General features: G+C 70.9%; 10 protein-coding genes. 2 read left to right on the forward strand and 8 right to left on the reverse strand.

Annotation, left to right across the window (positions count from 1 at the left end; translation table 11 throughout):
* Nucleotides 1-80: 80 nt before the first annotated feature.
* From OG878_RS07590 to OG878_RS07620, 7 genes are all read right to left on the reverse strand, one after another.
* Nucleotides 81-1895, reverse strand: a complete 1815-nt coding sequence (locus OG878_RS07590) for a CocE/NonD family hydrolase (protein WP_328886063.1) — start codon at nucleotides 1893-1895, stop codon at nucleotides 81-83.
* Between the two features lie 127 nt (nucleotides 1896-2022).
* Nucleotides 2023-2967: a S66 peptidase family protein gene (locus OG878_RS07595; protein ID WP_328886064.1), complete on the reverse strand. Its 945-nt coding sequence runs from the start codon at nucleotides 2965-2967 to the stop codon at nucleotides 2023-2025.
* Entirely contained in the window at nucleotides 2964-4952 is a 1989-nt protein-coding gene (locus tag OG878_RS07600) for a dipeptidyl-peptidase 5 (protein WP_328886065.1), read from the reverse strand. The genes OG878_RS07595 and OG878_RS07600 overlap by 4 nt, the downstream gene beginning before the upstream one ends.
* A 22-nt stretch (nucleotides 4953-4974) precedes the next feature.
* The gene (locus OG878_RS07605; RefSeq protein ID WP_328886066.1) at nucleotides 4975-6318 is read right to left on the reverse strand and encodes a M20/M25/M40 family metallo-hydrolase; all 1344 of its coding nucleotides are present in this window, start codon (nucleotides 6316-6318) and stop codon (nucleotides 4975-4977) included.
* Nucleotides 6311-7144 (reverse strand): M55 family metallopeptidase, encoded by an 834-nt coding sequence (locus OG878_RS07610; RefSeq protein WP_328886067.1) that lies wholly within the window; start codon nucleotides 7142-7144, stop codon nucleotides 6311-6313. The genes OG878_RS07605 and OG878_RS07610 overlap by 8 nt, the downstream gene beginning before the upstream one ends.
* A 177-nt stretch (nucleotides 7145-7321) precedes the next feature.
* Nucleotides 7322-8146 (reverse strand): alpha/beta fold hydrolase, encoded by an 825-nt coding sequence (locus OG878_RS07615; protein ID WP_328886068.1) that lies wholly within the window; start codon nucleotides 8144-8146, stop codon nucleotides 7322-7324.
* Nucleotides 8147-8358: 212 nt separating this feature from the next.
* The gene (locus tag OG878_RS07620; RefSeq protein ID WP_328886069.1) at nucleotides 8359-9351 is read right to left on the reverse strand and encodes an aldo/keto reductase; all 993 of its coding nucleotides are present in this window, start codon (nucleotides 9349-9351) and stop codon (nucleotides 8359-8361) included.
* A 118-nt stretch (nucleotides 9352-9469) separates the two neighbouring features.
* Between OG878_RS07620 and OG878_RS07625 the strand changes: the two genes are divergently transcribed.
* The gene (locus tag OG878_RS07625) at nucleotides 9470-10372 is read left to right on the forward strand and encodes a LysR family transcriptional regulator (RefSeq protein WP_328886070.1); all 903 of its coding nucleotides are present in this window, start codon (nucleotides 9470-9472) and stop codon (nucleotides 10370-10372) included.
* 10 nt (nucleotides 10373-10382) lie between these two features.
* Here OG878_RS07625 and OG878_RS07630 read toward each other — a convergent pair whose 3' ends face one another.
* On the reverse strand, nucleotides 10383-11423 hold the full coding sequence (locus tag OG878_RS07630) for a chitinase (protein WP_328886071.1): 1041 nt from the start codon (nucleotides 11421-11423) through the stop codon (nucleotides 10383-10385).
* 307 nt (nucleotides 11424-11730) lie between these two features.
* On the opposite strand from OG878_RS07630, the gene OG878_RS07635 reads away from it, so the two are divergent.
* A complete protein-coding gene (locus OG878_RS07635; protein ID WP_328886072.1) occupies nucleotides 11731-12135 on the forward strand; it encodes a hypothetical protein in 405 nt (134 codons plus the stop codon).
* Nucleotides 12136-12139: the final 4 nt, after the last annotated feature.

A 12139-nucleotide genomic window follows, 5' to 3' on the forward strand; every position in this document is an offset into this window, starting at 1 on the left:
GCGCCCGGGGGCGGTGGTGCGCGGCCGTACGGGTGACGGCCTGTCCCCCGTCGGTCGGCCCGCTGTCGGTCCGGCCGGTGTCAGTTCACCCGGCCGGCGACCACGGGCAGCTCCAGCACGCCCGTGTCGTCCGGGGCGCTGACGACCGTGACCGGCTTGATGCCGCGGTTGCCGACGTACGCGCTGTCGCTGGCCGCGATCACGAATTCGAGCCGGTGACCCGCCGCGTACCGGTGCACGATGCCCGGCAGCTGCAGGGTGAACGACCGGGTGACGTCCGCTACCCGCACCGGCGACACGAGGCGGTTCACCAGGGTCCTGGAGCCGTCCGGTGCCACGTCGTACACCTTGGCGAACAGGACCAGCTTGTCGGCGGCGTCACCGCTGTTCTGCACCCGCTCCGTCCTCGGCGAGACGACCTTCAGCGTGGCCTTCGGCGCGCCGACGACATCGACGGCGGAGGTCAGCGGGGCGCTGGTCCAGCCGAGGTAGGTGCCCTTGGTGTCGTACGGTTCGGGGTCGGGCAGTCCGATGAGGCCGGCCAGCGAGCTCTCCGAATGGCTCGTCGGGACGAGCCGGTTGGTGTACTGGCGGCTGCCGCGGGCGACCTTGGAGCGGTTGTCGACGAGTTTGCCGTCACCGGAGAGGTAGATCTTCTGCGACAGCGCGGGCACGGCGGCCGCGGTGCCGTAGCCGCTCGTCCAGTCACGGTAGTAGGCGAACTCCGGCCCGGTGTCGGTGTTCTTGTGGTGTCCGAGGTAGCGGTCGAACCAGGCGAGGACGCGCTGTCCGACGTAACTGGTCTCCAGATTGCCTTCACCCAGGTCGAGTTCACCGGGCACCTGGCCGCCGCTGTGGCCCCAGGACTGCCAGATCATCTTGGTGGTGGTGCCCTGCGACGTGAGCGTCCGGTACGTGGCGGTCGCCTCGTTCAGGTTGAACAGGCTGTCGGTCTGGCCCTGGACCAGCAGGGTGGGTGCCTTGACCTTGCCGAGGTAGGAGACCGGCGAGACGCTGCGCGCGTACGCGAGCATCGCCGCCGCCTTGTCGGCGGGGTAGCGGCCGGAGTTGAGCAGCCGGATCGTGTCGCAGGCCTGCGTGGCGAAGTGCAGACAGGTGAGACTGCCGAACCGGGACGGGTCGAGGCCGGGAGCGGTGATCGTCTGCCCCTCCCCCAGCAGGTAGAAGCCGTTGGTCCACTGCCACTTGAAAACACCGGGGGTGTCCGAGGAGACGCCCTTGCCGGTGGCCGTGTTGTCGGGCGCGAGTGCGTACGCGAGGTCGTTCCAGGTGATCAGCGGGACGAGGGCGTCGACGCGGCGGTCGACGGAGGCGGTGGCCAGCTGGATGGCGCCGCCGTACGAGCCGCCGATCATGCCGACACGCGGGTCGCCCTTGCCGTCCTTGGTGACGAAGTCGGCCCGCGTCCCGTCGTCGGCGGCGCGGGTCCCGGCGAGGAAGTCGATGAGTCCGGTGGCGGCCCTGCCGTCGACCGCCGGGTCGTCGAGCGTGATCAGGCAGCCGGACTTGCCGAAGCCGAGGCCGGAGTAGACGAGTCCGACATAGCCGCGGGCGGCGAAGGCCTTGCCGATGGCGTCGGTCGAGCCGTCCGACTTGCTGCCGCCGAAGCCGTTGGTGGCGAGGACCGCGGGGGCGGGATGCCGGGCGTCGGCTCCGGCGGGGCGGTAGAGGTCGGCGTCGACGGTGCAGGAGCGGCTGCCCGCCCCGACGGTGAACTTCAGTGCGGTGACGGTGTATGCGGAGGCCGCCGATGCGGTCCCGGCGTGTGCCGTACCGGTGAGGGCCAGGGGGGCGACGAGCGCCGCCCCGGCCACGTGGGCGAGTGACGTGCGGGACAGGGACCTGCGAGCAGCGCGCGACACGAAGACCTCCACACCGAGGACACCTTACCGACCGGTAAGTACCGGGTCGCGCCCATGCTGTGACATATGTCATGGCAAAGTCAACGACCGTGACGGTGTTTCCTGAGGGTTGTTCAGCTTCTTCGCATACGCGCGCGGTTCAGATCAGCGCGGGCACCTCGACGGTCAGCGTGCCCGGGCTTCCGTCCTCCGGGGCGTCCAGTACGGCGGGGACACCGAACGGAATCGTGAGCGCCGTCGGACCGTGCCCGAAGCCCAGCTCCTCGACGACGGGCACACCCAGCCCGCCGAGCCGGTCGGCCAGCACCGTCCGCACCTCCTCGTACGGCCCGCAGTCCGCCCAGGAGCCACAGGCCACTCCGGATATCCCGGCGAACGCCCCGGCCCGCAGCAGCTGGGTGAAGATGCGGTCGAGATGGTACGGCTCCTCCGTCGTGTCCTCGATCATCAGCAGCCCGCCCCGGGCCGACGTCCACGCGTGCGGGGCACCGATGCCGGCGGCGAGCAGGCTCACACACCCGCCGTACGTGATGCCGCGGGCCCGGCCGGGCACCAGTACCCCGGCCGTGCGAAGCCCCAGGGTCCGTACCGACTCCGGCTCGAACAGGGTGGCCCGCAGCGACTCCTGGGTGTCCGGGTCCTTGAGGAAGGTTCCCGTGGCGACCATCGGGCCGTGCAGCGTCGAGAGCGCCATACGCCGGGCGAACGCCTCATGCAGCACGGTGATGTCGCTGTAGCCGACGAACACCTTCGGCCCGGCCGCGCGCATCGCCGCCCAGTCGACCAGGTCGACCATCCGGTGCGCCCCGTACCCCCCGCGCGCGCACAGCACCGCGTCGACCGACGGATCGCACCAGGCCTCCTGGAGGTCCCGGGCGCGCGCCTCGTCCGTACCGGCGAGATAGTCCAACTCCGGGTGCACAGCACGAACGTGGGGCATCTCGACGGGCTCGAGGCCCCAGCCCAGCAGGACATCGAGGCCCGCTTCCAGCCGGTCGGCGGGCACCGGCCCGCTGGGCGCCACGACGGCGACCCTGGCCCCCGGTCGCAGACGGGCGGCACGGGTCAGAGGAGTCGGAGTCACTTCTTCAGCTCCAGTTGCGGTACGTCGGGGCGGTCGATGCCGAACGTCTGGGCGTAGAGGGAGAGTTCGGCCTCCAGCGCGGCGATCATGGTGTCGGCTCGCCGGAATCCATGGCTCTCCCCCTCGAACGCGAGATACGCATGCGGGATGCCTCGGCCTTCGATCGCAGCGAGGAACCGCTCGCACTGAGCCGGCGGGCAGATCACGTCGTCGAGCCCCTGGAGCAGCAGGAACGGGGTGGTCAGCCAATCCGTCCGGTTGATCGGCGACCGTTCGCGGTAGCGGTCCGGGACCTCGGCGAGCGGGCCGACCAGGGACTCCAGGTACTGCGACTCGAAGTCATGGGTCTCGTCGGTGCCCCAGCCGGTCAGGTCGAGGATGGGGTAGCTGATGGCGCCGCATGCGTAGACATCGGTGCCGGTCAGCGAGGCGGCGGTGGTCCAGCCACCGGCGCTGCCGCCGCGGATGGCGAGCCGGTTCGGGTCGGCCGCGCCCTCGGCCGCCAGCGCCTGGGCCACGGCGGCGCAGTCCTCCACGTCGACGACGCCCCACTGTTGGCGCAGCCGGTTGCGGTACGTCCTGCCGTAGCCGGTGGAGCCGCCGTAGTTGACCTCGGCAACGCCGATGCCGCGTGAGGTGAAGTAGGCGATCTCCAGGTCGAGCACGAGCGCCGCATGGCCGGTGGGACCGCCGTGCGCCCACACCACGTAAGGCGGCAACTCGCCTTCCGGACCGACCCGTTCGGGGTTGCGCGGCGGGTAGATGTGGGTGTGGATGTCGCGGCTGTCGGGCCCGGTGAAGGTGCGCTCGTGAGGTTCGGGGTAGTACGCGGGATCGACTTCGTCCCGGTGCCGGGCGCCGATGATCCGGCTGCGGCCGGTCGTGGTGTCCAGCTCCACGATCTCGTACGCGCTCCGCGGGCTCGCGGCGACACCGATGACCCGGCTGCCGTGCACGGCGAGCGTCTCGGCCCATTCGGTCCAGGGCCCGGCGATGTCGGCGAGTTCGCCGGTCTCCGGATCGAGGATGCCGAGGGTGGTGGTGCCCTTGCCGTGGATGGTGGCGATCAGTCCGTTCTCCAGGGGCCGGAACCAGCCGAGCCCGATCTTCCAGAGCGGCCCGGCGAACTCCTGCTCCCGTGTGCAGAGCGCCACCGTGCCCCGGTGCGGATCGGCACGGTACAGGTTCCACCAGCCGCTGCGGTCGCTCGCGAACAGCAGCTGCCCGTCGGCGGCCCATTCGATCTGCGGCACCGATTCCTCGGGTCCGCCGCCGAAGCTCCGGGCGCTGTGGAACGTGCCGTCGTCGGCGACGTCGGCGAGCATCACCTCGGTGCCGTCCCACGGCATCCGCGGATGGTCCCAGGCGATCCACGCCACCCGGTTCCCGTCGGGCGAGACCTTCGGTCCGGTGACGAACCGGTGCCCGTCGCCGGTGAGTTCGCGCACCGCGCCGCGGTCGTCGGCCGCCGATCCGTCGAGCGGCACGGCGGCGATGACGCGGCGCACATCGGTGGGCCGCTCGCCGGTGAACTCCTCCAGGACGCACCACACCTCGCCCTGCTCGCCCCGGTCGAGATGCAGCTGCGGATCGGCCCAGCGCAGTCCGTCGCCGACGTCCGACAGCGGGGTGAGCGGCCAGGGATCACCGGGCCCGTCCGGCGCATGCGCGTACAGCCGCTGGTCGGTGAAGTCCACGAAGACGACGATCGGTCCGCCGTCGGCGCGGACGGCCCCGGCCCAGGGTCGTCCGCCGTACTCGATGACGCGGCTGCGGACGTTCCACGGCGCGGGCAGCACGGAGTCCGTGCTGCCGTCCGCCCTGCGGCGGACCAGGGCGCGGCGGCCCGCCTCGGCAGGGCGCGGCTCCGTCCACCACACCTCGTCGCCGACCGTGCCGACGAACTCCGGGCGGCCGTCGTGCGACGCGGCCAGCCGTGCGTCGATCGGCGACGGCCACGTCCCGTAGGCCCCTGTGGACACCATGATCAATCTCCCCCCGTGCGGGTCAGGCCGTACGCAGATAGTGGTCGAGTACGCGGACGCCGAAGTGCAGCGCCTCGACAGGGACGCGTTCGTCCACGCCGTGGAAGAGCGCCTGGTAGTCGAAGCCGGCCGGGAGCTTCAGCGGCGAGAAGCCGTAACCCGTGATGCCGAGCCGGGAGAACTGCTTGGCGTCCGTGCCACCCGACATGCAGTACGGCACGACATGGCCGTCCGGGTCGAAGCGCTCGACGGCGGCACGCAGTTTCGCGTACGTCGGCGAGTCGACCGGGGCCTGCAGGGGGACCTCGCGGTGGTGGAACTCCCACTCGACATCGGGTCCGGTCAGCCGGTCGAGGGTGGCATGGAACTCGTCCTCGCCACCGGGCACCATCCGGCCGTCGACATACGCCGTGGCGTGGCCCGGGATCACGTTGACCTTGTAACCGGCGTCCAGCATCGTCGGGTTGGCGCTGTTCCTGACGGTCGCTTCGACCAGTGCGGCGGCCGGACCGAGCTTGCCGAGGAGTTCGTCGACGTCGAAACCGGGGGCGTCGACGTCGACATGGATACCGTGCAGCGCGGCGATCTCGGTGAGGGCGGCACGCACCGTCGGGGTGAGCCGCACCGGCCATACGTGCGCGCCGATCCGGGCGACGGCGGCGGAGAGCGCGGTGACCGCGTTCGCCTTGTTGACCTTGGAGCCGTGGCCCGCCTTGCCGTGCGCGGTGAGCTTCAGCCATCCGGTACCGCGTTCGCCCGCGGCGATCGGGTAGAGCTGCATCCCCGGTCCGGCGTGGAAGGTGAAGGCACCGGACTCGCTGATGCCCTCGGTGCACCCTTCGAAGAGATCGGCGTGCTGGTCGGCGAGAAAACCGGAGCCGTCGGCCGCGCTGGCCTCCTCGTCGGCGGTGTACGCGATGACGATGTCGCGGCGGGGGCGGATGCCGGCCCGCGCCCAGGACCGGACGACGGCGAGGATCATCGCGTCCATGTTCTTCATGTCGACGGCGCCACGGCCCCAGACGACCCCGTCGCGGACCTCTCCGGAGAACGGGTGCACGGTCCAGTCGTCGGCCTCGGCGGGCACGACGTCCAGATGTCCGTGAACGAGAAGCGCGTCGGCGGACGGGTCCGTGCCCTCGATCCTGGCGACCACGTTCGTGCGGCCCGGCGTGCGTTCCAGCAGCGTGGGCGTCAGTCCGGCGGCGGCGAGCCGTTCGGCGACGTACTCGGCGGCCGGGCGCTCCCTGCATTCGCCGTCGCCACGGTTCGTCGTGTCGATCCGGATCAGTTCGGAGGTGAACGTCACCGATTCGTCGAGCGCCAGATCGTCGACGGAGTCCTGGGGGGTGGTGGCCTCAGCCATACTGCTCCTCCACGGCCGACGACACGATCGTCGTCACGGCCTTGAACGTGCGAATGCCTTCGTACATCGTCGTGCTGGTGTAGGCGACACGTCGTTCGCCGCTGGGCGCCACGCCGGGAACGACGGTCGCGGCCGCCGCCAGATGCTCGGCGTCGAACTCCAGCTCCACGGTGAACGAACCGCCCCGCGCCGGTTCGCGACGCACCGCGAGCGCGGTCGCCTCCTTGGCCGCCGCACGGATGTCCGCGGCGGTACGGGTCGGGGTGCGGCACACCGCCGCGTACCGCGACACGTAGTCCTTCACCGCGACCTTGCGGGCCTCGGGGGCGTATCCGTCCGCGTCCACGCAGGTCAGGTCGTCGCCGGTGACGAGGACGACGGGCACACCGTACTCGGCGGCGACATGGGCGTTGAGCAGCCCCTCGCTGGCGCGGACACCGTTCAGCCAGACACCGGTGATCGAGTTGGCGAGGTAGGTGTGGGCGAGCACGCCCTCCGTACCGGCACCGGTGTGGTAGCCGATGAACGCGACCGCGTCGACGTCACCGTGCTGGATGCCCTCCACCATGCTGAGGGACTTGTGCCTGCCGGTGAGCATCTGGATCCGGTCGTCGAGCTGCTCCAGCAGCAGGTTGCGCATGGACCAGTGGGCCTCGTTGACGAGCACCTCGTCGGCGCCCCCGTCGTAGAAGCCGAGAGCCGCCGCGTTCACATCGGAGGTGAACATCGAGCGGCAGCGCTCCCACTGCGGGGTGCCGGGCAGCACGTCGGCAGGCCAGGTCACCCCCGTGGCCCCCTCCATGTCCGCGCTGATGAGGATCTTCACGATGTACCAGTCCTCCCACAGGTCAGAATTCTGTGCAATCTTCCTGCCGCCACACCGTACGCGGCGACAGAGCCCCAGGCCAGCGGCGTTTTCGGCTCCAGAGGTCCAGTCCTTTGCCGGGCTGCTCATGGTCCCTGCCCGCGGGCCGTGCAGAACTCGGCCGGGGCCGGGGTCCGGTCAGCGTGTGGGTTCGCGCCGCTTGCGGGCGGCCCCGATCAGTCCGCAGCCCGTCAGCACGGTCACGCCCGCGAGACCACCGAGTCCCACGAGGGCCAGGGTGCCGACACTGCCCGTCGCGGCCATCGCCGGCTGTGCGGGTGGCGCGTCGGCGGCGGCCTGGCGGATGAGTGCGGTGATGGCCACCGCGTTCGGCACCGGGGCGAGGCGGGAGCCGGCGGTCGTGACGGCGGAGACCCCGGGGAGGTTCGAGGCCAAGGTCTCGTGGGGCCTGGCGGTCTGCACGTAGAGGTCGGACACCCCCGTGCCACCGTTGTTCCGGAGCGGTCCGGCCCGCAGGGCCGAGCCGGGTCCGCCGCCCAAAAGCCCGCCACGCAGGACGTCGGGGGCCGGGCCCTTGTCCGGAGTGAGCGGGGAGACGTACACCAGCGACTTCACCTGGGGGTTCCCGGCGGCGGCGGTTCTGATCGCGGCACCGGCGTAGGAGTGGCCGACCAGCACGATCGGCCCCTGGATGCTCTTGAGGAAGTCGGCTATGTACAGGGAGTCCCGCGCCAGTCCGCGGAGCGGATCGGCCGGCGCGAGAGCGCCGTATCCGTCGTGCTGCAGGCATTCGGTGACACCGTCCCAGCCGGAGGCGTCGGCGCACGCGCCCTGCACCAGCACCACGGTCGGCTTGGTACCGACGTCGGCTGCGGCCGTTCCGGCTGCTGCGGCGAGGACCGTCGTGGTGAGCACGGCGATTGCCCGCCCGCGGCGCGAACACAGCGAGAACATCGAACGTATCCACCGGTTCCGGGGGGCGAGGACGGGTGACACTGTCATGCGGATCTCTCTTCGGAAGGAGGGACGACGCACCCAGCGTTTCCGGGGCCGGCCGGTGTGGCGCGGTCCGGAAAGCAGCGGAGTGACGTCGGCCCACCGTCCGGGTGAAGACGGCACCCGATCGCATGCCGACGGGGAGATCGGGGCATCCCTGCGGGCCGCCCGGCCGGCTGCGCCCCACGACGACGCAGCCGTTCCCGACGCGAGGGGCTTCAGGCGGTCTTCAGAAGGTCCTCGATCCGGGCCAGTTCCACGTCGCTGAACTCCAGGTTCCGTACCGCGTCGACGCTGTTCTCCAGCTGGGCGACACTGCTCGCCCCGACCACGGCGGACGTGACCCGTCCACCTCGCAGCACCCAGGCCAGCGCCAGCTGCGCCAGGGACTGCCCGCGCTCCGAGGCGATCGCGTCGAGCGCACGCAGGCGGCTGATCAGTTCGGGGGTGACCGCCTCGGGTGTCAGGAAGGGGCTGCTGCCCGCCGCGCGCGACCCCTCCGGGATCCCCTGCAGATATCGGTCGGAGAGGATGCCCTGTTCCAGGGGCGAGTAGGCGATGGAACCGACGCCCAGTTCGTCCAGCGCGGTGAGCAGTCCGTCCTCGGGCCGGCGGTCCAGCATCGAGTAGCGCGGCTGGTGGATGAGCAGCGGGGTGCCGAGGTCCTTGAGGATCCGGGCCGCCTCCCGGGTCTGCTCCGGCGAGTAGTTGGAGAGGCCGACGTAGAGCGCCTTGCCCTGCCGGACCGCCGAGTCCAGCGCCCCCATCGTCTCCTCGAGAGGGGTGTCGGGGTCGGGCCGGTGGGAGTAGAAGATGTCGACGTAGTCGAGGCCGAGCCGGGTGAGGCTGCGGTCGAGGGAGGCGAGCACCGACTTGCGGGACCCCCACTCGCCGTACGGCCCGTCCCACATGAGGTAGCCCGCCTTGGTGGAAATGACGATCTCGTCCCGGAGCCGGGCGAAGTCCGTGCTCAGGGCGCGTCCCATCGCGCTCTCGGCGGCGCCGGGCGGCGGGCCGTAGTTGTTGGCGAGATCGAAGTGGGTGATACCGAGGTCGAACGCCCTGCGGAGGATCTGCCCCTGGGTCTCCGGGGTCCGGTCGCTGCCGAAGTTGTGCCAGAGGCCGAGCGAGAGCGCGGGGAGCAGCAGGCCGCTGCGTCCGGTGCGGCGGTACGGCATGGCCTGGTAGCGGTCGGGCGACGGGAGGTACATGCGGGTCTCCACGGGGAGGAAGGGGGTGCGGCGATGCGCGGGGCTCCAGCCTTCCCGACAACGATCCAGCAGTCCAACAGAAGATTCAGGTTGGATTTATCGTCTATGTTTCTCAATCATGGAGCTGCGCCAGCTGGAACATTTCATCGCCGTCGCCGAGGAACAGCACTTCACGCGCGCCGCCGAGCGCGTCGCCGTGTCCCAGTCCGGGCTGTCGGCCTCCATCCGCTCCTTGGAGCAGGAGTTGAAGACCCCGCTGTTCAGCCGGACCACCCGCACCGTGCGGCTGACCGAGGCGGGCCGCGCACTGCTGGTGGAGGCGGAGCGCACGCTGGCGGGAGCACGGGCGGCGAAGGACGCCGTCGACGCGGTACGGGGACTGCTGCGCGGCACACTGACGGTGGGCGTCGAGCAGTGTGTGGCCGGGGTACAGGTTCCGCGGCTGCTCGCGGCGTTTCACCACAAGCATCCGCAGATGGAGATCCGGCTCCGTCAGGAGGGCACATCGAGCCTGGTGGACGGGGTGGCGGGCGGCCGGCTCGACGTCGCGTTCGCCTCGACGGTCAGCGCCGGGGAGTGGCGTGGCGGCCTCGTGCCGCTGGCGCGGGAGCGGATGGTGCTGCTCTGCGCCCCCGGTCACCGGTTCGCACCGTCGGTCCGTGTCGCGTGGGACGAGCTTCCCGGCGAGTCGTTCATCGACTTCCATCCGGACTGGGGTCCGCGGCGCGCCGCCGACGAGGCGTTCGCCGCCGCGCGGGTGCGCCGCACGGTGGGCCTCGAGGTGAACGACGTGCACACCTTGCTGGAACTGGTGCACGAGGGGCTGGGGATCGCGGTGGTGCCGCACCACTTCTCCCGGAAGCCGGAGGCCCGGGGGCTGGTCGCCGTGGAGCTGGACGGGGCGGCCCAGCCGTTCTACGAGAGTGTCGTGGTCCTTCCGGCCGCCGGGGCGATGAGCCCCGGCGCGCGGTCGCTGATGGCCCTGGTGCGCAGCGACGTGCACGACGGCGCCGTGCGCTGACCGCGACGGGTCACCCGCCCAGCGCCGTCGCGAAGGCTCCCGGCTTCTGCTCGACTCCGCTGCATGTGTCGCTCGCCGTCGAGGTGTCCTCGCCGGCGGCGCACTCCCGGTCGCGGAAGGTGGCCCACATGGAGAGCGCGCCGACGCCTGTCCGTCGGGCGAAGGCGCGCAGCGAGGCCGCGTCGGCGAGGGTGAACGTCTCCCCGGCCATGTCGTTGACACCGAGCATCACCGTGATGTGCAGCGCCTTCCAGGCCGCGGTGTCCGACAGGCCGAGTACGTCGGTGAGCTGGTCGTGGGTGGCCTCGGCGGCCTGCTGCGCATAGTCGCTCATGTCGCCGTCGTGGGACGTGCTGTAGTTCATGGCCATGATGTTCACCGCGGAGAGGTCGACCTTCTGCTCGGCGGCGTCGTCGAGGAGGTCCGTACCGGTGGACTCCAGGCCGTCCGGCATCACGGGCAGGGTGTACGTGACGTCGAGGTGCCGCTTCTTCTGGAGCAGGCGGAGCGCCTTGTCGCGGAGCGTGATGGACGCCCGGTCGGTGAGTGCGTCGCCCTCGATGTCGAAGTCGGCCTTGGTGGCGCCCACGGCGTCGAGCACCCCGGCGTAGGCGTCGGCCAGTTCCTCGGCGCTGTCGCAGGCGAGTGCCAGCTCGGTTCCCGCGGCCCCGCCGAACGAGACCCGGATGTCCGCGCCGGTCGCGGTGAGTGCGGCGACGCGTGAGGTCACCGCGGTACTGGTGGGCTCGGCGGTGCCGCCCCAGAGCGGGGTGCAGGCGTCGTCGGCGACGACGAAGGCGAGGTTGTACGTGTCGGGCGAACCGGCGGAGTCGGTACCGGCCGCGGTCGTGGCGCTGACGTACGGGGTGTAGGCGGTCGTGGCGACGGAGGCCGTGGGGCCGCCGGAGCGGGAGCGGGAGTCTCCGCCCTGCTCCGCCGCAGCGCCCGTCGTGCACGCCGAGCAGGCGAGCCCGAGTGCGACGAGTCCGGCGACGGCGGCGGTCACCCGCCTCGCGCGGCCCCCCGGAGAGCGCCCCGGTGACATACGCATGAAGTGTGCACCTGCTCTCGTGAGAATTGTTCCGGAACAGCAACAGCGAAGAAAGCTGAACACCGAAAACCTCTCACACATCACCATGTGTCCGAATCCGGAGAATTTTCTCCCGAGTCCGCCGAGACACTTCATGGAATTGCCCATTCGGCCACCGGCAAAGTCCATATGACGATGCGTCATGCAGGTCGGAAGCCACGTGGAGAGCCGTCATGTTCTCAGTCCGCCCACAGGCTTCCCCCGTTCTCACAGCGTTCGGCCAGGAACGGCTCAGACTTCGCACAAAGCAGTTCGTCAGCATGCGCACATGCATTCCGACACCGCCATCGAGAAGAATCCGACCGGACACGGCCGGCGCAGACACGCCGGTGGACGCAGGCCCCGGACCGGCGCCGAAGCGCAGGAAGGTCCCGTCTTCGTGGACAGTTCCGGACGCCGGGCCCGGCTGCTCCGCCGCGCGGGCGTCGCTCTGGGCATCGCCTGCGTCGGTTACGCGGCTGTGCTGGGGCTCGCCTTCATGGGCGGCATCTCCATGTCGCCCTCGGATCTGCTTCCCTTCGACGGCGCCCCTTCCGCCCAGGGTGGCCCGCAGGGGATCACGCCGCCGGGAGTGACCGGCGCATCCCCGAGCGGCCCTCCCGCCGACGGGGCGGGCCCGTCTCCCTCGGCGTCCGTATCCGTGTCCCTGTCCGCGACCGCGGCGACCGGCTGATCCT

The organism is Streptomyces sp. NBC_00316 (assembly GCF_036158715.1).
GTDB lineage: Bacteria > Actinomycetota > Actinomycetes > Streptomycetales > Streptomycetaceae > Streptomyces.